The sequence below is a fragment of the Plantactinospora sp. CNZ321 genome (assembly GCF_004217235.1).
Genome location: NZ_SHKQ01000001.1, coordinates 4,159,278 through 4,181,867, shown reverse-complemented (window position 1 = coordinate 4,181,867; position 22,590 = coordinate 4,159,278). Strand labels below are relative to the sequence as shown.

General features: G+C 72.7%; 21 protein-coding genes and 2 pseudogenes. 16 read left to right on the top strand and 7 right to left on the bottom strand.

Going from position 1 to position 22,590, the window contains the following annotated elements; all coding sequences use genetic code 11:
- The first annotated feature begins 149 nt into the window (after nt 1-149).
- From EV371_RS34390 to EV371_RS18330, 5 genes are read left to right on the top strand one after another with little or no spacing between them, the layout of a single operon-like run.
- Nucleotides 150-1,751 (top strand): ABC transporter substrate-binding protein, encoded by a 1,602-nt coding sequence (locus EV371_RS34390; protein WP_486484688.1) that lies wholly within the window; start codon nt 150-152, stop codon nt 1,749-1,751.
- Complete coding sequence (locus EV371_RS18345) at nt 1,721-2,746, top strand: ABC transporter permease (protein WP_349340916.1); 1,026 nt, start codon at nt 1,721-1,723, stop codon at nt 2,744-2,746. The genes EV371_RS34390 and EV371_RS18345 overlap by 31 nt, the downstream gene beginning before the upstream one ends.
- Nucleotides 2,739-3,620, top strand: a complete 882-nt coding sequence (locus EV371_RS18340; protein WP_130463124.1) for an ABC transporter permease — start codon at nt 2,739-2,741, stop codon at nt 3,618-3,620. Before EV371_RS18345 ends, EV371_RS18340 begins: the two co-directional genes overlap by 8 nt.
- A complete protein-coding gene (locus EV371_RS18335) occupies nt 3,617-4,657 on the top strand; it encodes an ABC transporter ATP-binding protein (RefSeq protein ID WP_486484687.1) in 1,041 nt (346 codons plus the stop codon). Before EV371_RS18340 ends, EV371_RS18335 begins: the two co-directional genes overlap by 4 nt.
- Entirely contained in the window at nt 4,654-5,343 is a 690-nt protein-coding gene (locus EV371_RS18330; RefSeq protein ID WP_486484686.1) for an ABC transporter ATP-binding protein, read from the top strand. The genes EV371_RS18335 and EV371_RS18330 overlap by 4 nt, the downstream gene beginning before the upstream one ends.
- Before the next feature lie 70 nt (nt 5,344-5,413).
- Here EV371_RS18330 and EV371_RS18325 read toward each other — a convergent pair whose 3' ends face one another.
- Nucleotides 5,414-5,956 (bottom strand): MOSC domain-containing protein, encoded by a 543-nt coding sequence (locus EV371_RS18325; protein WP_207230528.1) that lies wholly within the window; start codon nt 5,954-5,956, stop codon nt 5,414-5,416.
- A gap of 154 nt (nt 5,957-6,110) precedes the next feature.
- Nucleotides 6,111-7,034 (bottom strand): AEC family transporter, encoded by a 924-nt coding sequence (locus EV371_RS18320; RefSeq protein WP_130463123.1) that lies wholly within the window; start codon nt 7,032-7,034, stop codon nt 6,111-6,113.
- A gap of 194 nt (nt 7,035-7,228) precedes the next feature.
- Between EV371_RS18320 and EV371_RS18315 the strand changes: the two genes are divergently transcribed.
- The gene (locus EV371_RS18315; protein WP_130463122.1) at nt 7,229-7,846 is read left to right on the top strand and encodes a winged helix-turn-helix domain-containing protein; all 618 of its coding nucleotides are present in this window, start codon (nt 7,229-7,231) and stop codon (nt 7,844-7,846) included.
- Between the two features lie 36 nt (nt 7,847-7,882).
- Here the strand turns inward: EV371_RS18315 and EV371_RS18310 are convergent, their stop codons facing one another.
- Together EV371_RS18310 and EV371_RS18305 are read right to left on the bottom strand one after the other, a co-directional pair.
- The gene (locus EV371_RS18310) at nt 7,883-8,539 is read right to left on the bottom strand and encodes a response regulator (RefSeq protein WP_130463121.1); all 657 of its coding nucleotides are present in this window, start codon (nt 8,537-8,539) and stop codon (nt 7,883-7,885) included.
- Between the two features lies 1 nt (nt 8,540).
- The gene (locus EV371_RS18305; RefSeq protein WP_130463120.1) at nt 8,541-9,857 is read right to left on the bottom strand and encodes a histidine kinase; all 1,317 of its coding nucleotides are present in this window, start codon (nt 9,855-9,857) and stop codon (nt 8,541-8,543) included.
- 203 nt (nt 9,858-10,060) lie between these two features.
- Here EV371_RS18305 and EV371_RS18300 point away from each other — a divergent pair.
- The 8 genes and pseudogenes from EV371_RS18300 to EV371_RS18265 form a co-directional block, all read left to right on the top strand.
- A pseudogene (locus EV371_RS18300) lies at nt 10,061-10,963 on the top strand (ABC transporter ATP-binding protein); the annotation flags it as partial.
- A 224-nt stretch (nt 10,964-11,187) separates the two neighbouring features.
- The gene (locus EV371_RS18295; protein ID WP_207230527.1) at nt 11,188-12,009 is read left to right on the top strand and encodes an ABC transporter permease subunit; all 822 of its coding nucleotides are present in this window, start codon (nt 11,188-11,190) and stop codon (nt 12,007-12,009) included.
- 226 nt (nt 12,010-12,235) lie between these two features.
- Nucleotides 12,236-12,874, top strand: a complete 639-nt coding sequence (locus tag EV371_RS18290) for a nucleoside/nucleotide kinase family protein (protein ID WP_130463118.1) — start codon at nt 12,236-12,238, stop codon at nt 12,872-12,874.
- A gap of 171 nt (nt 12,875-13,045) precedes the next feature.
- Entirely contained in the window at nt 13,046-13,444 is a 399-nt protein-coding gene (locus EV371_RS18285) for a TraR/DksA C4-type zinc finger protein (protein ID WP_130463117.1), read from the top strand.
- Nucleotides 13,445-13,523: 79 nt separating this feature from the next.
- A complete protein-coding gene (locus EV371_RS18280; RefSeq protein ID WP_130463116.1) occupies nt 13,524-14,393 on the top strand; it encodes a DUF72 domain-containing protein in 870 nt (289 codons plus the stop codon).
- A gap of 103 nt (nt 14,394-14,496) precedes the next feature.
- The gene (locus EV371_RS18275; RefSeq protein ID WP_130463115.1) at nt 14,497-14,925 is read left to right on the top strand and encodes a DUF2267 domain-containing protein; all 429 of its coding nucleotides are present in this window, start codon (nt 14,497-14,499) and stop codon (nt 14,923-14,925) included.
- 203 nt (nt 14,926-15,128) lie between these two features.
- Nucleotides 15,129-15,761, top strand: coding sequence for a hypothetical protein (locus EV371_RS18270; protein ID WP_130463114.1), 633 nt, complete (start codon nt 15,129-15,131; stop codon nt 15,759-15,761).
- Nucleotides 15,745-16,425, top strand: a complete 681-nt coding sequence (locus tag EV371_RS18265; RefSeq protein WP_130463113.1) for an OmpA family protein — start codon at nt 15,745-15,747, stop codon at nt 16,423-16,425. Before EV371_RS18270 ends, EV371_RS18265 begins: the two co-directional genes overlap by 17 nt.
- A gap of 66 nt (nt 16,426-16,491) precedes the next feature.
- On the opposite strand, the gene EV371_RS18260 is transcribed toward EV371_RS18265, so the two are convergent.
- Nucleotides 16,492-17,241 carry a DUF72 domain-containing protein gene (locus EV371_RS18260; protein ID WP_130463112.1) on the bottom strand — a complete coding sequence of 250 codons (750 nt, stop codon included), beginning with the start codon at nt 17,239-17,241 and terminating at the stop codon, nt 16,492-16,494.
- A gap of 97 nt (nt 17,242-17,338) precedes the next feature.
- The gene (locus EV371_RS18255) at nt 17,339-19,885 is read right to left on the bottom strand and encodes a glycoside hydrolase family 3 protein (RefSeq protein ID WP_486484685.1); all 2,547 of its coding nucleotides are present in this window, start codon (nt 19,883-19,885) and stop codon (nt 17,339-17,341) included.
- A 602-nt stretch (nt 19,886-20,487) separates the two neighbouring features.
- Here EV371_RS18255 and EV371_RS18250 point away from each other — a divergent pair.
- Nucleotides 20,488-21,570, top strand: a pseudogene (locus EV371_RS18250) (PQQ-dependent sugar dehydrogenase); the annotation flags it as partial.
- Between the two features lie 78 nt (nt 21,571-21,648).
- A complete protein-coding gene (locus tag EV371_RS34385) occupies nt 21,649-21,984 on the top strand; it encodes a cellulose binding domain-containing protein (RefSeq protein ID WP_486484952.1) in 336 nt (111 codons plus the stop codon).
- Nucleotides 21,985-22,022: 38 nt separating this feature from the next.
- Here EV371_RS34385 and rnhA read toward each other — a convergent pair whose 3' ends face one another.
- Nucleotides 22,023-22,496: a ribonuclease HI gene (gene rnhA, locus EV371_RS18245; RefSeq protein ID WP_130463110.1), complete on the bottom strand. Its 474-nt coding sequence runs from the start codon at nt 22,494-22,496 to the stop codon at nt 22,023-22,025.
- Nucleotides 22,497-22,590: the final 94 nt, after the last annotated feature.

The window sequence follows — 22,590 nt, the reverse complement described above, 5'->3', positions numbered from 1 at the left end:
CCGCCCGGTCCGGTCGGACAGGATCGACATCGGCTTAATGCAGCACCACGGTTGTTGCAAAAGCTTGGCAACTCTGCCACGGTGATCATCAGTGGGTGTCGGCGCGCCGGTGCCCCGCTCGTTGCTGCCCGACCTCCGTGGAGACCTCCGTGATCCGGATTCGTCCGACCGCCCGGCGACTCGTGGCGATGGCCGCCGTAGCTGGCCTGCTCGCCGTCGCCTCCTGCTCGTCCTCGACCACACCCGGGGCGTCGACGGCGGCCGGTGACACCTTCGTGGTCGCCACCGGCGGCGAACCGGACACGTTGAACCCGGTACTCAACTACGGTGTCGACGGCGCATCACTGATCTTCGACGGGCTGGTCGCCCGGGACGAGCAGAATCAACTGGTCCCGGGCCTCGCCAGGGAACTGCCGGCGGTCTCGGCGGACGGCCGGACCGTGACGGCCACGCTGCGCGACGGGGTCGTCTTCCATGACGGTACGGCGCTCACCGCCGACGACGTGGTATTCACCTACCGGGCCGTGCTGGACCCGAGGGTGGACTCCACGCTCCGGTCCGACCTGGAGATGCTGGAATCGGTCGAGGCGCCGGACCCGGCCACCGTGGTGTTCCGGCTGCGGTACGCGTACGCGCCGTTCCTGCAACGTCTCACCCTGGGCGTCGTGCCGGCCGGGGCACTGAGCGGACAGGACATCAACAAGGCCGAGTTCAACCGCAAGCCGGTCGGCACCGGCCCGTACCAGGTGCAGTCCTGGACCCCCGGCGACCGGTTGGTGCTCACCGCCAACGACCGCTACTTCGCCGGCGGGCCGACGAACCGGCGGCTGGTGGTGGCCTTCGTCGCCGACGACAACATCCGGGCCCAGCGGATGCGGGCCGGCGAGTTCGACGTCGCCGAGCTGGCCCCGAAGCTCGCCGCCGGTTTCGACGGCCGCGCCGGCTACCGGGTCGAGCGGGTCCCGACGGCCGACTACCGGGGCGTGATGCTGCCGATGGGCAACCCGGTCACCGCCGACCCGGCGATCCGGCGGGCGCTCAACCTCGCCGTCGACCGGGCCGCGATGGTCAACGGGGTACTCGGCGGCGCCGGTGAGCCGGCGTACGGACCGGTCCCGCCCACCTCGGAGTACGCCGAACCGGACGTCGTCGGCAAGCCCACCGCCGACCCGGCGTCGGCCACCGCCCTGCTCGACGCGGCCGGCTGGACGCCCGGTGCGGGCGGTATCCGGGCCAGGGACGGCCGGCCGGCCCGGTTCGCCCTGATGTACCCGGCCGCCGACAGCCTCCGCAAGGAGCTGGCGCTGGCGGTGACCGCGGATGCCCGCAAGGTCGGCATCGAGATCACCCCGACCGGTCTGACCTGGGACGCGATCGACGCACGGCTCAACTCCGACGCACTGATCATGGGATACGGCAGCCCGTACGACCCGGACTTCGTCTCCTACAAGCTGTTCGGGTCCCGGTTCGCGGGTCAGGGCTACTTCAACCCCGGGCACTACCGGTCCCCGGTCGTGGACCAGGCGTTGCAGCAGGGCCGGGACCAGTCCGACCCGGCCCGGCGCAAGCAGGCGTACTCGACGTTCCAGAAGCAGCTCGCCGCCGACCTGCCGTGGGTGTACCTGACCTACCTGAAGCACACCTACGTGCTGCGGGACTCGATCGACGGCGTGGCGCCCCGGGTGGAGCCGCACGAGCACGACGTGGCGAACAGCCTCTGGTGGAACATCAACACCTGGACCCGGCGGTGACCCGGCGACCGGGGAGCCGGCTCGCCGCGGCGGGTGTGGTGGTGCGGCGCCGGCTGCTGGTCGGCGTACCGGTGCTCGTCGCCACCAGCATGGGCATGTTCGCCCTCGGCGCGTTCTCCCCGGTCGACCCCGCGAAGCAGTACGCCGGGGCGGCCGCGTTCACCACCAGCGAGGAGAACCTGGCGCAGATCCGCGCCAACTGGGGTGTCGACGACCCGCTTCCGGTGCAGTACCTGCGCTGGGCCGGCAACCTGCTCCGCGGCGATCTGGGCTGGTCGACGAGTCGACACGAGGCGGTCGGCTCGGTCATCGCCGCCCGCGCCGGTTGGACACTGCTGCTGGTCGGCGCCGCGCTCGCCGTCGTACTCGTGGCGAGCCTGCTGCTCGGGTCGCTGGCCGCGTACCGGCGTGCCGGGCTCTTCGACCGCGGCCTGCGGGCGGTCGCGTACGCGGTCCAGTCGATGCCGGTGTTCTGGCTCGGTCTCGCCGCCATCGCCCTCTTCGCGCTCGCCCTGGGCTGGCTGCCGGCCGGCGGGCTGACCGACGTGACCGCGACCGGCACCTCGTGGAGCGACGTCGCCCACCACCTCGTGCTGCCGGTCGGGGTGCTGGCGGTCTCCCAGGCCCCGTGGTTCGTGCTCTTCGTCCGGGACGCGGTCGCCGACAGCCTCCGCGACGACCACGTGCTCGCCGCCCGAGCCCGGGGACTGCCCGGCCGGACGGTGCTGTTCGGGCACGCGCTGCGCACCGCGCTGCTGCCCTTCCTCACCCTGGTCGGCACGCACCTGCCCGAACTCGTCGGCGGCGCGGTCCTGGTCGAGACCGTCTTCTCGCTGCCCGGGCTCGGCGCGGTCACCGTGCACGCCGCGCTGGGCAGCGACTTTCCGCTGCTGGCCGCGACCACCCTGCTGACCACCGCCGTGGTGCTGGCCGCGAACCTCGCCGCCGACCTCGGCTACGCCGCCGCCGATCCCCGGGTACGCATCGATGGCTGACCTCACCCGAACCCGTACCGTCGCCCTCCGGCGGCCCCGCCTCCGGCTGCGTCCCGGCCAGACCGGTGCGGCCGTGGCCGGCGCGGTGCTGCTGGTGGCGGTCGCCGCCTGCCTACTCGCCCCGCTGCTCTGGCCGCTCGACCAGAGCGCCGTTGCCCTGGACCGGATCCGGCTGGCCCCGTCCTGGGCGCATCCCGCCGGTACCGACGAGCTGGGCCGCGACGTCGCACACCGCGCTCTCTACGGGCTGCGGGTCTCGCTGCTCGTCGGCGCGGTCGCCGCGCTGGTCGCCACCGTGATCGGCGGCATCGTCGGCGGGATCGCCGGCGCCGTCGGCGGGTGGGTGGACCGGATACTGATGCGGATCGTGGACACCGTCGCGGCCCTGCCGCACCTGCTGCTCGGCATCTTCATCGTCGGGATGCTCCGGCCCAGCCTCGGCGCGGTGATCGCCTCGATCGGGCTCACCCACTGGCTCTCCACCGCCCGGATCGTCCGGTCCGAGCTGTTGAGCCTGCGTAACCGGCCATTCGTCGACGCGGCGATCACCGGGGGCGCGAGCCGGCGGCGGGTGTTGACCCGGCACCTGCTGCCACACGTACTGCCCCGGCTGGCCCTGGCCATCACGCTGATGATCCCGCACGCCGTCTGGCACGAGACCGCGCTCTCCTTCCTCGGGCTCGGCCTGCCGCCGCACCTCGCCTCGCTCGGCAACATGATCAACGACGGTCAGGGTTCGCTGCTGGCCGGCGCCTGGTGGGCCAGCCTCGCCCCGGGAGCGGTCATCGTCGTGGTCACCCTGGCCATCGCCGTCCTCGCGGCCCACTGGCGGGACCGACTCGATCCCCGCGTCCGAGCGGAGTTGCAACTGTGAAGACCGACCAGAGCGTCACCGCCGAGCGGCCGGCCGGCATCGCCTCGCTGGTTGACCCGCAGCGGCCCGGCGGGCCCGGTCCGGTGCTCGACGTCCAGGGGCTCGGCGTCCGGTTCCGACTCCGGGACGCCACCGTGCACGCCGTCACCGACCTCACCCTCGGCGTGCATCCCGGCGAACTGCTCGCCGTCGTCGGCGAGTCCGGCTGCGGCAAGTCCGTACTGGCCCACGCCCTGCTCGGGCTGCTGCCCCGGAACGCCACCGTCACCGGCCAGGCCCGGCTGCACCAGCTCGACGACGGACCGGTCGACCTGGTCACCTGTGGTGAACGGGTACTCGCCGGCCGGGTCCGGGGGCGGCTGGCCGGTCTGGTGCCGCAGAGCCCGGCCACCGCGCTCAACCCGGTTCGGACCGGCCGGCGCCTGATCGAGGAGACGCTTCGGGCCCACCGGCACACCCGGGCCGAGGCCGTCGGCGCGGCGGAACGCGTCGCCGCCGAGGTCGGCCTCGACGTCGCCGACCTGGACCGCTATCCGCACGAACTCTCCGGTGGCATGGCGCAACGACTGGTCACCGCCCTCGCCCTCGCTCCGGACCCGGTCCTGCTGATCGCCGACGAGCCCACCAGCGGGCTGGACCGGCCCCTGGTCGACCACACCCTCGACCTGCTCCGCCGCAGGTGCGACGGCGGGAAGTCCGTCGTGCTGATCACCCACGACCTCGCCGCCGCCGAGCGGGTCGCCGACACCGTGGCCGTGATGTACGCCAGCCGCGTCGTCGAACACCGACCCGCCAGGCGGTTCTTCACCGCACCGGCCCACCCGTACGGCGCCGCCCTGCTCGATGCGCTGCCGGACCGCGCCTTCCGGCCCGTACCCGGGCATCCGCCGATGCTCACCGCGCTGCCCCCGGGCTGTGCCTTCGCCACCCGCTGCCCGTACGCCACCGACGTTTGCGAGCGTCAACCCCGGTCGGCGGCGTACGACGCCGGGGCGGTCGCCTGCCACCACCCGATCGGCGCCGGAGTCGTGTCGTGAGCGGGACAGCGGGACAGCTCGCCGCAGAGCAGGTCACCGCCGGCTACGGCCGGCAGATCGTCCTCGACCGGGTCGACCTGCGCATCGGACGTGGCGAGACGGTCGGGTTACGTGCGGCCTCCGGCGGCGGAAAGTCCACTCTGGTCCGGGTGCTCGCCCTGCTGCACCGGCCGGACCGGGGTCGGGTGACCATCGATGGCGCTCCGGTCACCGGCACCCGGTACTCGGTGCCGGTCGCCGTGCGTACCCGGATCGCCGTCCTCTTCCAGAGCCCTCGCGCTGCCGCCGATCCACGGCTGAGCCTGGCCGACCTGATCGCCGAACCGCTCCGCGCCACCCGGCGCCCCGACGACGAGATCCGCCGCCGGGTCGCCGACCTCGCCGACCTCGTCGGACTCACCGCCGACCTGCTCGGCCGTCGGCCGCACGCGGTCAGCGACGGCCAACTCCAGCGCGCCTGCCTTGCCCGGGCCCTCACACACCGCCCCGACTACCTGCTCTGTGACGAGGCCACCGCGATGCTCGACGCCTCCACCCAGGCACACGTGGCCGCCGTGATCACCGACTATCAGCGGACCGACCGGGCCGGGGTCCTGCTCGTCACGCACGATCCGGCCCTGATGAACCGTTTGGCCGACCGGGTCGTGGACCTTCCGCCCAGTGGTGTCGTGCCCGGCCGGCCATGATGGTCGCGTTGGCGCAGATCGGTTCGGGACATGGCACAGCCGAGTCCACCCGGAGTGCCGGTGCGCGGTGTCAGACCCGGTCGAGTGGCCGGTGGGGCTCTGCCGGCAGGTCCACAATGATCTCGTCACCGGGCCGGATCTCGCCGCTCTCGCGTACCACGCCCATGATCCCGGCCAGCCGGACCAGGTTGCCGGCCCCGTCGAGGCGGACGACCCGTTTCAGCAGCCCGGGCTGGAAGTTGTCGATCTGCACGCACGGGTTGCGCAGCCCGGTCACCTCGACGACGGCCGCGTCGCCGAGCCGGAGCAGCGTCCCGACCGGCAGCCCGAGCAGGTCCACGCCCCGGGTGGTGATGTTCTCGCCCATCTCGCCGGGCGCCACCTCGTGACCGGCTTCGCGCAGCTCGTCGTGCAGCTCGGCATGGATCAGGTGGACCTGCCGCAGGTTCGGCTGGGTCGGATCCTGCGCCACCCGGGAGCGGTGCCTGACGGTGACGCCGAGGTGCGCGTCGCCCTCCACACCGAGCCCGGCGAGCAGTCGGATGCTCTGCCGCGTCGGCTTGCTGAAGTGGTGCCCCTCGTTCCGGGACACCGCTGTCACCACCGCACCCATCAGTCCTCCCCGTCGGGTGTGGGCCGCCCGCCCCCTTGACTCCGCCGACTCTGCCGAGCCCACTGGCAGCGCTGCCAGCGGCGATCGTCGGTTTCGCCGTCTGATCCTACTGCGCCGTCCGCTTGGCTCCACGGGCCGTGCTCGCCGGAGCGGCTCAGCCGAGCAGGGCGGCGATCGCGACGAGCGAGACGGCGGCGGCGATGGTGGAGAGCACCACGACGTCCCGGGCGTGCGACTGAGCCTGCCGGTAGTGGGTGGCGAAGACGAAGACGTTCTGCGCGGTCGGCAGGGCCGAGGTGACCACGGCGGCCAGCAGCGCCGGCCCGGCCAGGCCCAGCGTGTACCGCGCGATCAGGTATGCCACCCCGGGCTGCACGACAATCTTGAGGGTCACCGCGACGTACCGCTGCGCGGCGCCGGGGCCCGCCGCCAAGGGGCGGCTGCCGGGCAGCGACATGCCGAGCGCGATCAGGGCCAACGGTACGGCGGCCGAGCCGACCAGGTCGAACGGGCGCAGCAGTTCGGCCGGCGGCTGCCAGCCGGAGATCGAGACCAGCACCCCGGCGGCGGAGCCCAGCATGATCGGGTTCCGGGCCGGCAGCAGCGCCAGTCGGCGCACCGACATGCCCCGGGCGGTGGTGGTGGCGTCCAGCACCCCGAGGACCAGCGGTGCCGCCACCAGTACCTGGAAGATCAGGACCGGGGCGACGAAGGCGACGTCGCCCAGCACGTACGCGGCGACCGGCAACCCGAGGTTGGCCGCGTTGACGTACGAGGCGGACATCGCCCCGACGGTCGTCTCGCCGATCGGACGGCGCCAGGAGAAGCGCGCCACGAGCAGGTAGGCCGCCGCCACGATCACGGTACTCAGCACGAAGGCGACCAGCGCCGGGGTGGCCAGATCAGCCACTGTGGAGCGGGCCAGGGTGCCGAAGAGCAGCGCGGGGGTCGCGATCAGGAAGACCAGCCGGGCGATCACCGCTGTGCCGTGCGGGCCGAGCAGGTCGTACCGGCCGGCGAGGTAGCCGATCAGGGTGACCGCCCAGATCACCCCGAACCCCGTCAACACCCCCCGCATCTTGACCATCCTGCCGGGTGTGCGATTCCCGACGTGATCTGGTACTAAGAGCGAGCAAGTGATTCCGGTGAGTTTGTCGATTGTCACATTCATGCATCGTCGTGTCCCCTTGACCCTCGCCCCGGTGCCCGGAACCATCGAGGCAGCGGCGGTTCGGGCCGTTGGGGGAACACCCGGAGCAGCCAAGGAGGACCATGTCGGTCAGCCCCGCCTCGTCGCGTACCGGGTGGCACAGCGCCCAGCCGGTCGGCCCCGGCCGACCGCCAGGGGCGTCCCGCCGGCCCGCCGGGTCGACCGCGCCGACGCTGACGGTGACGTTGTCCATCCCGCTCGTCGGCAACGAGGAGGTCCTGACCGCACCGGCCCGCCGGCTGCTCGAGGCCGCCCGCGAGCTGGTGGAACGGGGCGAGGCGACGATCACCGGCGGTTCCGCCGGCGTGCTGGAGCGCCGCGCCGATGTCACCGCGTCACGCCCTCCGGCCCGACCCGCCACCGCCACCGCCACCGGTGCCACCGAACTGCACATCCTGGCGGCGTCCCGGTCCGTGTTGCTCGGCGGCGAGCCGCTGCCGCTCACCCGGCTGGAGTTCGACCTGCTGATGCACCTGGTCGCACACCCCCGGCGGGTCTTCACCCGACTCCAGTTGCTCACCGCGGTCTGGGGCTACGAACACACCGGGGTACGCACCGTCGACGTGCACATCCGCCGACTGCGCGGCAAGGTCGGCGACGTACCGTTGATCACCACCGTCTACGGGGTCGGCTACCGGCTGGCCGACGACGCGGTGGTCACCATCGACCGCAACGCCTGACGGTCGACCGTTGCGCCCGGCCCACCGGCCGAGGCGTCAGTTCCAGGGAGTGGGTCCGGCGTCGCGGGCCAGCAGGGCGGCCTGAACCCGGTTGGTGCAGTCGAGTTTCGCCAGGATCCGGCTGACGTACGTCTTGATGGTCATCTCGCTCATCCGCAGCCGCCGGCCCACCTCCGCGTTGGACAGCCCCTCGGCGACCAGGCACAGGATCTCCGTCTCCCGTGTGGTCAGTGCCGTCAGCCGGGCCCGCGCCTGCTGCCGACGGCCCGCCGGTTCCGGTGCGACCATCCCGAGCAGCAGCCGGGTCACGGCGGGGGAGAGGTAGGCGTCGCCGTCGTGTGCGGCCCGTACCGCGCGGATCAGTTCCTCCGGGGTGCAGTTCTTCAGCACGAACCCGGCCACCCGGGCATGCACCGCCCGCAACACGTTCGGTTCGGCACCGAACGAGGTCAGCACCACCACCCGGAGGCTGGGCAGCCGCCGGCCGAGTTCGACGACCGCGTCCAGGCCGTCCAGCACCGGCATCCGGATGTCGAGCAGCGCCACGTCCGCCCGGTGCCGCAGGGCCGCCTCGACCGCCGCGGCGCCGTCCGCCGCCTCGGCGACCACCTCGATATCGCCGGCCGATTCCAGCACCGTACGGATGCCGGTCCTGATCAGCGGCTCGTCGTCGGCGAGCAGGACCCGGATCACCTCACCGCACCCCCAGCAGCATGCTCGCCGGTACCGCCACGAACATCACGGCCGCCGTGGCGACGCCGAGGGCCAGGGTACGGATGGTGGCTGCCCCGGGTGGCTCGGCCTGCTCCCCGTCCGGTCGCGTGGCGGGCAGCATCGCGAGGAGTCGCCAGCTCCGTCCGCCGCCGCCCGGGTGGGCGGGGTCACCGGGTTCGAGGATCCGGTACGCCACGAAGCCGCCCGCCTGGTCGGCGCGCTCCCGCAGCCCGGCCAGTCCGTGCCCGGCTTGCTTGTGCCCGGCTGGCTCGTGTCCGGCTGGCTTGTGCCTGGCCGGCTCGTGCCGGTCGGGGCCGGCATCGGCGGTCGGTTCGGGGGCGGGCCCCGGCCCAGCCCGTTCGGGCAGCGGGTTGTCGAGGGTCAGCAGCAGGGCGTCGGGTTCCCACCGGAGTCGTACCGTCACCGGCTGGCCCGGGGCGTGCTTGAGCGCGTTCGTCAACCCCTCCTCGACCACCCGGTACGCCGCCCGCCCGGCCGCGTCCGGCAGCGGGTGCGGCGTGCCCTCCGCACGCAGCGCCACCGGGGTGCCGGTCGTGCGGACCTCCGCCACCAACGGGCCGATCCGGTCCACTCCCGGCGACCGCTGGTCGGCGTCCTGCCCGCCGCGCAGCGCACCGACCAGGTCGTAAAGTTCGTCCAGGGCGCCGCGCGCGGCTCCGGCGAGCTGCCGCACCGCCTGCCGGTGCACCGGTGGCAGCTCGGACACCTCCAGCGCGGCGGCCTGCACCGAGACCAGGCTGAGCCGGTGGCCGAGGGAGTCGTGCATGTCCCGGGCGATGCGCAGCCGCTCCCGGAGCTGCTCCTGCTCGGCGAGCAGTTCCCGTTCCCGGCGGAGCTGCCGGTTGTGCCGGTCGAGGGTGGCGACCAGCCGCTCGTGCTGGGCCAGGTATCGGCCGACCAACACCGGCAGCGCCGCGAAGACCAGGTACGTCGAGATCAGATTCGGGATTGTCCGGGGAGCCGCCGGCGCGGTCACCAGGTGCACCGCGAGGGTACCGGTCAGCGCCCCGGCCACCATCACGGCGCCGGCGCGGTTCAGCGACTCGCGTCCCGCGTGGTAGGCGGCCCAGAGCAGCAGGACGTACCCGCCGCCGGAGAGCGCGCCGAGCAGCAGCGCGCCGATCAGCGCGCCGACCGGGGCCCGACCGCGTACCGCGATGACCAGCGCCACCAGCGCGGCATGCCCGACGACATCCCGGGGTGGAGCCCCGGGGACGGCCAGCTGAAACGCGATCTCCGTCAGCATTACGACCGCGGGTAGCAGGTGTCGGCGCATGCCAGCAGGCTACGTCCGTCACCGCGTGAGCCGGTGGTCGCGGGCCGGCCGGCAACCGGCGTCGACCCGACCGGTGGGGTGTGGCATCCGGCTCCCGGTCGCCACCCGCGCGGTGCTGTCGCCGCGCCGCGTCGACATTGGTGGGCAATCTCCGCGACTTTCGAGGACTGTTCCGGCGGTCGCCGCTGCCTAACGTGGCGGGCGTGATCGAGGTGTGCAGTCTCAGTAAGCGCTACGGCGCAACGGTCGCGGTCGACGGGATCTCCTGCACGATCCGGCCGGGGCGGGTGACCGGTTTCCTCGGCCCGAACGGTGCGGGCAAGTCGACGACGATGCGGATGATGCTCGGCCTCGACCGTCCGAGCGCCGGACGGGTACTGATCGACGGCCGGGCCTATCCGGAGCACGTCGCGCCGCTGCGGTCGGTCGGTGCGCTGCTGGAGGCACGGTCCGCGCACCCGGGGCGCAGCGCCTACCACCACCTGCTGTGGTTGGCGCGGAGCAACCGCATCGGGCGGTCCCGGATCGCCGAGGTGCTGGCGCTGGTGGGCCTACAGGACGTGGCGAAGCGGCGGGTCGGCGGCTTCTCGCTCGGCATGGTGCAGCGGCTCGGGATCGCCGCCGCACTGCTCGGGGATCCGCCGGTGCTGCTCCTCGACGAGCCGGTCAACGGGCTCGACCCGGAGGGCATCCGGTGGATCCGGGAGCTGATGCGCGGACTCGCCGCCGAGGGGCGGACGGTTTTCGTCTCCAGTCACCTGATGAGCGAGATGGCGCTGACCGCGGATCACCTGGTGGTGATCGGTCAGGGCCGGCTGCTGGCCGACACCGGGATGCGGGAGTTCGTCGAGGCGAACTCCGGCACGACGGTACGGGTGCGTTCGCCGGAGCCGGAGCGACTGCGTGACGTACTCGCCGCCGCCGGCATCCGGGTCGAGGTGGGCACGGACGGGGCGCTGCTGGCGTACGACAGTGAGGCCGCCCGAATCGGGGAGCTGGTCGCGGCCAACCGGCTGACCGTGCACGAGGTGGCGGTGCAGCGTGCGTCCCTGGAGGAGGCGTTCATGCGGCTCACCGCGACGGCGGTCCGCTACCGGGCCGACCTCGACGGGCCGGCGGACGTCGACCGGTCGGCAGACCTCGACCGGTCGGCCGACCTCGACCGGTCGGCAGACGTCGACCGGCCGGCCGGCGTCGACCAGCACGCGGCCGGGGATCGGCACGCGACCGGCGATCGGGGCGCGACCGGCGCTCGGCCGGTCGGTGGGCGGCCGGGGGCGGACGGCGGCCAGCGGTTGCCGGACGGTCGGCGGGTGGACGGGGGCCAGCGGTGACCCGGACGGATGCGACGGCCGGTGGATCGGCGCGGGCCGGGGCAGCCCTGACCGGGCTCGGCGCGGTGCTACGGGCCGAGTTGACGAAGATCCGGACCGTCCGGTCCACGGTCTGGACCCTGCTGCCCACCTTCGTCGTCGGCGCCGGCATCAGCCTGCTGGCCGGGCTCAGTTTCGCCACCCAGACCCCGGAGCGGCAGGCCAACTTCGATCCGCTCTTTCCCGCCTTCTACGGCCTGACGCTGGGGCAACTCGCCCTGGTGGTGTTCGGGGTGCTGGTGATGGCGAGCGAGTACAGTTCCGGCACCATCCGGGCCACCCTGGTCGCGGTACCGCGCCGCGGTCGCTGCTTCGCCGGCAAGGTGCTCGCCGCCGGGCTGCTCGCCGCCGCCGTCGCGGTACCCACCGTGCTGGGCGGCTTCTTCGCCGCCCAGGCCGCGCTCGGCCGGTACGGCGTCGGGCTCGGCGCCGACGGTGCGCTCAGCGCAGTAGTCGGCGGCTGCCTGCACCTCGTGCTGCTCTGCCTCTTCGGGCTCGGGGTGGCGGCGATGCTGCGCAGCCCGGTACGCGCGCTGGCGGTGCTGCTGCCGGTCTTCTTCCTCGGATCGCAGGGGCTGGGCAACATCCCCGGCCTGCGTACCGTCACCCAGTACCTGCCGGACCAGACCGGCTGGGTGATCCTGCACCTCGCGGGGCCGCAGGACGAGGCCCGGTGGGCCCGGGACTACGGACCGTGGACCGGGATCGGCATCCTGGCGCTCTGGACCGCCGCCGCGCTGCTCGGCGGCTACCTCGTGCTACGCCGCCGCGACGCGTGACCGGGTGCCGCCCCGGGAGGCGTGACCAGGTGCCGCCCGGGGAGGCGTGACCAGGTGCCGCCCGGGGAGGCGTGACCGGGTGCCGCCCGGGGGAGGCCTGTCCGGTGCGACCGCGACGCGTGACCGGGTGCGGCCGCCCGGGACGCGTGACCGGCCGCCGGCCGCCCGGGGCAGCGCGAGTGCCCCGGGCGGCCGACGCCGGTCCGGATCGGGGCAGGATGGTCGAATGAAGGTCCGCCCGATCACCCCGGAGCTGCTGGTGCAGGAGCTGGCCGACCGGCTGGCCGGCGAGCGTCCCGGTGACCGGCTGCGAGTGGCGGTCGACGGGCCGCCGGCCGCCGAGCCGGGCCGGCTCGCCGATGCGCTGGTCGACCCGCTGCGGGTCCGGGGCCGCCCGGCGGTACGCGTCGACGCGGCGGACTTCCTCCGGCCGGCGTCGCTCCGGTACGAGCAGGGCCGGACCAACCCGGACGCCTACTACCTCGGCTGGCTCGACGAGGCGGGGCTGCGTCGGGAGGTGCTCGATCCTGCGGGCCCGGCCGGTTCCGGGCGGATCCTGCCGACGCTCTGGAACGCCGAGACCGACCGGGCCACCCGGGCGGAGTACCTGACGCTGCCGTCCGGCGGGGTGGTGCTGGTGAGCGGGCCGCTGCTGCTCGGCGGTGGTCTCCCGTTCGACCTCGCGGTCCATCTGGTGCTCTCGCCCGGTGCGCTGGCCCGGCGTACGCCGACGGCGCAGCGCTGGACCCTGCCGGCGTTCGCCCGGTACGACGACGAGGTGGGACCGTCGACCTTCGCCGACGTGGTGGTCCGGCTGGACGATCCCCGGCACCCCGCGCTGGTCGAGCCGGGCAGCGTCGGCTGACCGGTCCCGAGGACGGTCCGGGGGGACGAACGCGCAGGTCACGGCGGGTCGGGGAAGTCGGCGGTTTGCCGGCGACGGCGGTGGGGTAATCGCGCTGCTCATGACGGAGCGACCCGGACGATCCCGTCCAGGGTCGCGGATGCGTACCTTCGACGGAAAGGCAGGCAGCGAATGCTCGTCAACGAGGCAATCGGTACTCGCCGCTCGGCAGCCGACAGTGACCAGATCCGTCTTGCCCTGCAGGCCCGCTACGACGAGCTGACCGTCGAGTACGACGAGGCGTTGGCGCAGAGCCAGGTACTGCGGCTGGTGGAGGTCGGCGACACGGCCGGCGACGACCAGGCGGACAGCGGCACGAAGACGGCCGAGCGGGACACCGCGCAGTCGCTGCTGCGGACCATCCTCGACCGCCGGGCCCAGTTCGAGCACGCGCTCACCCGGCTTGCCGAGGGGACGTACGGCTGGTGCGAGGGCTGCGGCGACTCGATCCCGGTGGAGCGGCTGGAGATCTTCCCCTCCGCGACCACCTGCGTCGCCTGCAAGCAGTCCCGGGAACGCCGGGCCGCCTGAGCGGAGCGGACGCGAGTCGACGACGGAGGTGGACCGCGCCCGGGTTGCCCGTCCCGGCCGGGGCGGGTGAACTGTGCTCATGGGTGAGATCAAGGTCGGCACGGCGTCGTGGACCGATCGGACCCTGCTGGAGTCGGGCTGGTATCCGGCGGGCGCGGACACTCCGCAACGGCGGCTGGGCTTCTACGCCGAGCGGTTTCCGCTGGTCGAGGTCGACGCCACCTACTATTCGCCGCCCGCCGAGCGGACCGCCGAGCTGTGGGTGGGGCGTACCCCGGCCGGTTTCACCTTCAACGTGAAGGCGTTCAGCCTGCTCACCGGACACCCGACCCGGGTCTCCGCGCTCTACAAGGACCTGCGGCCGGCCACGGAGAAGCGGAACGTCTACCCGGGCGACCTGCCGGCGCAGGCGTACGAGGAGGTGTGGAGCCGGTTCCTGTCCGCGCTGGAGCCGCTGGCCGAGGCGGGCAAACTCGGTGCGCTGCTGTTCCAGTTCCCGCCGTGGTTCACCATTCGGCGGGACAACAAGCAGTACCTGCTGGAGGTGCGGCGGCGCTGCGGCCCGCTCCGGCCGGTCTTCGAGTTCCGGCACGCCTCCTGGTTCGCCGACGGCAACCGGGACGAGACGCTGGAGTTCCTCCGCAAGCACGAGCTGGCGTACGTCTCGGTGGACATGCCGCAGGGCCACCGCTCGTCGGTGCCGCCGGTGCTGGCCGCCACCGCCGACCTGGCCGTGGTCCGGTTCCACGGGCACAGCGACAAGTGGACCAGCAGGGACATCTACCAGAAGTTCGGCTATCACTACTCCGATCGGGAGCTGGCGGACTGGGCGCCCAAGCTGCGCGAACTCGCCGACGAAACCGCCGAGACGCACGTGTTGTTCAACAACTGCTACCGCGACTACGCGCAGACGAACGCCGCGAAGCTGCGGGACCTCCTGTCTGGCTAGTCCTGGCCGACCGGGATCACCCCCTGCGGGCGAGCGGGGCTCACCCGCTCTCCGGTGAGCATGGCGGGGTGGACAGTAACCGAGACGGGACGGGGGATCAGTCGTGCCGAACAATTCGTACTCGGTCTTCGATTCGTCGATAGACAAGACCAACCTCATCCTCAAGGACATCGAGCAGGCGTACGGGTGGCCGAAGGAACGCCGCAACCAGTCGTACGCCGCGCTGCGGACCGTACTGCACCTGCTCCGGGACCGGTTGCCGGTGCAGGAGAGCGTGCACTTCGCGGCCCAGTTGCCGGTGCTGGTGCGCGGGGTCTACTTCGACGGCTGGGACCCGAGCGTTGTCCCGATCAAGCTGAATCGGGAGGAGTTCCTCTACGAGGTGCGGGCCGGCTTCCCGTTCGACGTCGAGGGCGGCCCGGCGACCGTGGTGAACACGGTGCTGAACGCGCTGCGCCGGCACGTCACCGAGGGTGAGTGGGACGACGTCAAGTCGAGCATGCCGAAGGACCTGGTCAAGATCATGCCGTAGTGGCCGCCGGGTCTGGGTCCTGCCCGGTCGTTCCCGTCGGAGCCGGGGATCAGCCGAGATCAACAGTGGCACGAAATCGGGATACCTCCCCGGTCGGAGGTTCATAGTGTCGGGCGGAACCGACACGTCACCTCCGTGCCCCGACCACCGCGCTTGACAACCGCCGATGGAGGGGGTCGGGACACGACCGGAAGGACCCAGCTTTGCGACTCCGATTGACCACGTCCGTGCTCGCGGTGACGCTGGCGGCGGTGCCACTCACCGCCGGCTGCACCGCTGGCGCCGAGCCGGACCGGGCCCGCGCGACCGGTTCGGCGGCAGGACCGCAGGACGGCGAGGGCAGGGCGGCGGCGCGGCGGGACGGCGCCGGTGCGGCGGAAGGACGGCCGGCGGAGCCGGGATCGGTCGTCGCCACCCGGGAGGTCCAGTTCGACGGCAACGGGGCGGGCGAGATCGTTCCGGTGAGGGTCGAACTGTACGGGCTCCGCCGGGACGAGGGTTTCCTGGTCGTCCGGGTGCGTCTGACGAACCTCTCCCCGAACCCGAAACAGGACTGGCAGATCAGCTCGACGTTCCAGGGTGACGCTCCTCGGCTCGGCAGCGGGAGCGCCTTCTCCGGCGTCTACCTGCTCGACCGGAAGAACCGCAAGCAGTACCTGGTGGCGCGCAACGCGAACCAGCAGTACCTCGCCTCCGCCGATCTGGGCGGGGTCTTCGTCGAACCCGGGCAGGCGGTCGACCTCTTCGCCACGTTCGCGGCGCCACCCGAGGACGTGCCGAGCGTGGACGTCGTCATTCCGCGAGTTCCGGTGTTCGAGAATGTCCCGCTCGGTTAGCCCGCCGTGGGTCGGCCCGCCGTACCGCTGGGCCGGCCCGCCGTACCGGTCCGGCAGCCTGCCGTACCGCGGAATGGTCCTGACGCTTGTCGGCCTGTTGCTGCTCGTCCCCTCGCAGGTCCGGGCGGCGCCCGGCCCGACGCTCACGCCGGAACCGACGGCGGTGGGTGGACCGACCTACCGGGCGCCGGGTGGAGAGGTCGAGACTCCGGTGGTCGACGTGCGGGCCCCGACGGTGGATGTCTTTCTCGTCTCCGGCGATGTCGACGGGGACAGCACCGAGGCGGAGTCCGCCGACCGGGTCGAGGTCACCATCGGTGCCGACGTGCTTTTCGCGTTCGGCAAGGCCGAGCTCACCCCGGCGGCGAGCCAGCGGCTGGCACAGGCAGCCGGACGAATCCGCAGCCAGGCCAGGGGAACTGTGCTCGTCGACGGACACACCGACTCGATCGGCAGCCCGGCGGCGAACCAGCGGTTGTCGCGGCGACGGGCCGAGGCCGTCCGTGACGCGCTGGCCGCGCTGCTGGCCGACACTCCGGTGACCTTCCGGGTCACCGGACACGGTGAGCGGAAGCCGGTGGTGCCGAACAGTACGCCGGAAGGGAAGGACGATCCGGCCGGGCGGGCGAAGAACCGCCGTGTCGAGATCCGCTTCGACAAGTAGCGCCGAGGGCCGGGTGGGTGCCCGCCGGCCGGTACAGCCGATGGCGTCGGCGGTCGGTCGCGGATGCTATGGCGCACGGCCGACCAGGAAGGCGTGCCGGCGGGCGAGCGCGGCCAGGGCACCGGCGTCGACGATCGCGGCGCCGCCCGGGTCGTTGTTGAAGAAGACGAAGACCGGCTCGTCGCCGGGGAAAACCGCGCCGATCCGGTCCAGCCAGGAGCGCAACGCGGCTCGGCCGTACCGGGGCCGGGGCTGGGCACGGCCCTCGTGCAGCCGGAGGTATCCGAAGTCGGCGGTACGCCACAGCGGCGTCACCGGACGACCAGCCCGGTCGGCCCAGCAGAGCGCGGCGCCGTACCGCTCCAGTACCCGCCGGGTCTGCCCGGTCCACCAGGACGGGTGTCGGGGCTCCACGGTGACCCGTACGTCCGGTGGAAACCGGGACAGTACCTCGGCCAGCGCGTCGACGTCGGCCGGCAGGTTCGGCGGCAGTTGTAGCAGCACCGGGCCGAGCCGGTCACCGAGTGCGGTGGCCCGGTCCAGGAACCGGGCGACGGGTTCGGCCGGTTCCCGCAGCCGCTTGATGTGGGTGAGGTAGCGACTCATCTTCACCGCGACGCAGAAGTCGTCCGGCGTTCGAGCCCGCCAGGCGGCGAAGACGTCCCGGTCGGGCAGCCGGTAGAAGGCGTTGTTCACCTCCACCGTGCCGAACCGTCCGGCGTAGTGTTCGAGCCAGCGTCGCTGGGGCAGGCCGGCCGGATAGAACCGGTCCCGCCAGTCGCGGTACTGCCACCCGGAGGTGCCGACGAGGATCACCTCGGCCAGTATGCCGGCACTCGGCCGTCGTCACCGGCCAGCCGACCCGGGTGGGCCCGGCGCCCCAACCGCCGACCATCGGGGCGCCGGGCGGCTGTCAGTGCAGCGTTACCTCGGCGACGAGCTGCCGGCGGTGGTCGACCCGCCGTTCCGGTCCGGTCAGCCGGAGCGGGACCGTGTACCGGTGGTCGGCGCTGGAGGCGGAGAGCCGCAACTCGAGGTCGCCGGGCTCGACCACCCGGTGACCGCGCCGGCCGGTGAACGAGGAGAGGTCGGCGTGCACCCGGAAGTCGACCTGCCGGGTCTGGCCCGGCTCCAGTGGCACCCGGGCGTAGCCGACCAGTCGGATCACCGGGCGGTTGACCTGGGCGACCGGGTCGTGCAGGTAGAGCTGCACCACCTCGGTGCCGTGCCGGTCGCCGTCGTTGCGGACCGAGACCGCGACGGTGACGGCGCCGTCGGTGGGCACCTCCACCGGTTGCTGCGGGTCCGGCGCCGCACCCTCCACCCGGACCTCCGGCCAGGTGAACCCGGTGTACGACAGGCCGTGGCCGAACGGGAAGAGCGGGGTGGGGTCGACACTGCTGATCTCGGTCTTCTGACCCAGCGTCGGGGAGAGGTAGGTGCTGGGCTGGCCGCCGGGGTTACGTGGGACGCTCACCGGCAGCCGGCCGGACGGGCAGGTCACTCCGCTGAGTACCCGGGCCACCGCCGGTCCGCCCTCCTCGCCGGGGAAGAACGCCTGCACCACCGCGGCGAGCCGGTCGACCGAGTCGCCGAGCGCGTACGGGCGGCCGGCGAGCAGCACCAGCACCACCGGGGTTCCGGTCTCCAACAGTGCCGCCAGCAGTTCCGCCTGGGCACCGGGCAGCCGCAGGTCGTCGCTGTCGCAGCCCTCGCCGGAGGTGCCCCGGCCGAAGAGTCCGGCCCGGTCGCCGAGCACGGCCACGCAGACGTCCGCTTCGCCGGCCGCCGCCGCGGCGGCGCTGATCGCCTCGGCGTCGAGGTCGGCCGAGCCGTCGACGGTGCAGCCGGGCGCGTACTTGATCGGGGTTTCCGGCAGCTCGGACCGGAGCGAGGCCAGCAGGGTCGGGATCTCGACCCCCTCCGGCAGCTCCGGATGCTGGCTGCCGACGTGGCCCGGGAAGGTGTAGCAGCCGAGCATCCCGGCGACGTCGTCGGCCAGTGGCCCGACCATGGCGATCCGGCTCTCCGGGCGGAGCGGCAGCGCCCCGGAGTTCGCCAGCAGCACCACCGACTCCTCGGCGATCGTCCGGGCCAGCGCGCGGTTGGCCGGCGGGTCGAGATCGACGGAACCCTCGACGAGGTCCGGCCCGCCACCGTTGCTCCGCCCGGCGGTGCCGGCGAGTACCGGCGGCAGTGCCGACCAGTTGGCGTCGAGCAGGCCGAGCTCGCACTTCTGCCGGAGCACCCGGGTGACCGCCGTGTCGACCAGGGACTCCGGCACGGTGCCGGCGCGGATCGCGTCGAGGAGCGGGTCGCCGTAGCAGTGTGCCGCCGGTAGTTCGACGTCCACCCCGGCCGCCAGCGCCAGCGCCGCCGCCTCGGTCAGGTCGGCCGCGACGTTGTGCAGCCGTTGCAGGAAGCTGATCCCGAAGTAGTCGGAGACGACCGTGCCGGTGAAGTCCCAGTCGTCCCGGAGCAGCCGGGTGAGCAGTTCGGGGTCGGCGGCCGGCGGAACGCCGTCGATCTCGTTGTAGGCGTGCATCACGGATCTGGCACCGCCGTCACGCAGGGCCATCTCGAACGGCGGGAGGAAGACGTCGGCCAGTTCCCGGGGGCCGGCACTGACCGGCCCGTGGTTGCGGCCGCCCCGGGACGCCGAGTATCCGACGAGGTGCTTCAGGGTGGCGACCACGCCGGTCGACTCCAGGCCCCGGACGTACGCGGTGGCGATGGTGGCGACCAGGTACGGGTCCTCGCCGATCGACTCCTCGCAGCGCCCCCAGCGCAGGTCCCGGATCACGTCGAGCACCGGCGCCAACCCCTGGTGTACGCCGAGCGCCCGCATCGCCGAGCCGATCTGCTCGGCCATCCACTCGACCAGGTCCGGGTCGAAGGTCGCGCCCCAGGCCAGCGGGGTGGGGTAGACGGTCGCCTTCCAGGTCATGATGCCGGTGAGGCACTCCTCGTGCGCGATGGCCGGGATGCCGAACCGGTTCGCGGCGACGATCTCCTCCTGCATCCGGGCCAGTGCCCGGGCGCCGAGGGCGGGGTCGACGGGCGCGGTGCCGAACGCCCGGGTGATCTGGCCCAGGCCGGCGCCGATCAGGCTGCGCCAGTCCGGGGCGTCGCCGGTCATCTCGTGCTGGTGCGGCGCCAGGTCCTCACCGGTGGAGTCGCCGCCCACCCAGACGCCGTACAGCTGCGCTATCTTCTCCTCGAGCGAGAGCCGGGCGACCAGGTCCTCGACCCGCTGGTCGACGGGTAGTCGTGGGTCCTGCCAGCGGGGCAGGGCGTCGGGAGCGGTGCTGTCGCCGTGCGCTGCGTCGTCCGCCGGGACGGTCGCGGTAGCGGTGAGCTGTCCGTCGTGCGGATGCCCATCGTGCACCCCCGTGACCTCAAGCCGCTCGACGTCGGTGGTTGTCCGACTGGTGTCGGCGGCGTTGCGGTTGCTGCTCACGGGCAGCCTCCTGTCGCTTGTTGCTGGCCTCTTCCTAAGCCGCCGCACGTCGAAGTGAGGTTGGACGCGGGCGCAGACGTACTTCCGACATGTTTCCGGAAATTCTGGCCCGCGTCGAGAGGGTACTCAGGCCGAAAGTAGCTCACAAGTTCCCCGACGAGCGCAATCCTTGACCGTTCGTTCACAGCGTCGTAGCGTGCGCCGCATCACGCCGAATTTATCGGGCGAGGACCGAAAGTTTGCGGATCATTCGGTTCGTCCGGCGCGGGGACGTCCAGCCGTCCCGGGCGTCGGGTCCGGGACAACGGTGTGCGGAGATGGCGACTCACGCGACGACTCGGGAACAACGGAACGCTATCCCACTCGCGGGGCGTGGTGAGAGTGATGATCATCTCGGATCGCATCCGGGGGGATGACGGCGGAAGAGCGCCGCCGAGGACGCGGGCGGGCCGGCCGGGCGGGGACCGGCTCGCCCGCCCTCGCGGGAGCTGATCTGGACCGTACCCGTGGTACATTGACGAACGTCTCTATCTAGCTGAGTGGCCGTGCCCGGGCGGAGATCGGTTCGCCTGGAGGTGCGGCAGGGGGACTGGAGGCGCGGCATGCGGAGTAGTCGACTTCTCGTCACGGGTGCGGCACTCGCGGTCGTCATCGGCGGTGCCGGGTTCGCCGTCGCCGGCCCGCCGTCGACGCCGGGCCGGGCCGGGGTACTGGCCGCCGGAGAGTTCGACTTCAGCCGACCGCAGACCGTCGCCAGCAACCTTCAGGCGCCCTGGGGCATGGCGTTCCTGCCGGACGGCAGCGCGCTGGTCGCCGAGCGGGACACCGCCCGGGTCGTACAGGTCCGCCCGGGGCAGAGCCCGCAGCAGGTCGCCACCATCTCCGGCGTCTCGCCCGGCGGCGAGGCCGGGCTGCTCGGCCTGGCGGTCTCGCCGAACTACGCCAGCGACCGTTACGTGTACGCCTACTTCACCTCTGCCAGCGACAACCGGATCGTCCGGTTCCGGCTCGACGCGCCGCAGACCCAGACCCCGATCCTCACCGGGCTGGCCCGGGCCAACTTCCACGACGGTGGCCGGATCGCCTTCGGCCCCGACGGCATGCTCTACGCCGGGGTCGGCGACGCGGGCCAGACCGCCAACTCGCAGAACCCGTCCAGCCTGAACGGCAAGATCCTACGGATGCGGCCGGACGGCGGCGTCCCGTCGGACAACCCGACCGCCGGCTCGTTGGTTTACAGCCTCGGCCACCGCAACGTGCAGGGCCTCGCCTGGGACGCCCAGGGTCGGCTCTACGCCAGCGAGTTCGGGCAGAACAGCTGGGACGAGGTCAACTACATCGTGCCCGGCGGCAACTACGGCTGGCCGACGGTGGAGGGCCAGGGCAACGACCCACGGTTCCGCAACCCCATCGTCACCTGGACGACCGCCGAGGCGTCGCCGAGCGGTGCCGCCATCGACGGCAACATGCTCTTCGTCGCCGCGCTGCGCGGAGCCCGACTCTGGCAGGTACCGCTGAACGGCAGCGGCGGGGTGGCCGGCAGCCCGACCGCCCAACTCGTCGGCCAGTACGGCCGGCTGCGTACCGTCGAACGCGCCCCGGACGGCTCGCTCTGGGTGGCCACCAGCAACCGGGACGGACGCGGTACGCCGGCCGCCACCGACGACCGGATCCTGCGATTCCCGCCGGTCGGCGCGACCCCGACACCGACCGCGACCACCCGGCCGCCCACCTCCTCGCCGACACCGAGCGTCCCGCCGACGGTGCCGCCGACCAGCACCCCGCCGGGCAGCGGTGCCTGCACCGCGACCTACCGCCAGGTCAACCAGTGGCAGGGCGGCTTCCAGGGTGAGGTGACGGTCCGCAACAACGGCACCAGCACACTGAACGGTTGGACCGTGCGCTGGACCTTCACCAACGGGCAGACGATCAGTCAGCTCTGGAACGGCACGCTGACCGCGAGCGGATCGTCGATCACGGTCCGGAACGTGAGCTGGAACGGCACGCTCGGCGCCAACGGCTCGGCCACGTTCGGCTTCCAGGGCTCGTGGACCGGGACCAACTCCGCGCCGAGCGACCTCACCTGCACCAGTCCCTGAGCCACCGACCCACCCGCCGTGCCGGATCGATGCCGCAGTCAGGCCGTTACCGTCGACGAGCGGGCCGGCCCGCCGATGGCCTCCCGCATGCCCCGGACGGCGAGCTGGTCCGCCCGCTCGTTCTCCGGATGCCCGGCGTGCCCCTTGACCCAGTGCCACCGCACCTGGTGCCGGCCGGCGGCGGCCTCCAGCCGCTGCCACAGGTCGGCGTTCTTGACCGGCTGCTTCGCGGCGGTCTGCCAGCCGTTGCGCTTCCAGTTCGGCAGCCACTTGGTGATGCCGTCCCGGACGTAGGTGCTGTCGACGTAGATCTGCACCGTCACCGGGCGGGTCAGGCTCTCCAACGCCCGGATCGCCGCCATCAGTTCCATCCGGTTGTTCGTGGTGGCCACCGACTCACCGCCGTGGAGTTCCTTCTCCACCGTGCCGTACCGCAGCACGGCGCCCCAGCCGCCGGGACCGGGATTTCCGCTGCACGCTCCGTCGGTGTAGATCAGCACCTGCTCTGTCACCCGGGCAACATACCCTGCCGGGTCAGCCGAACAGGGCGCCGACCGACGTCGCCCGGCCGTCCGGATCGACCTGCGCTCTGAGCGAACACGACTG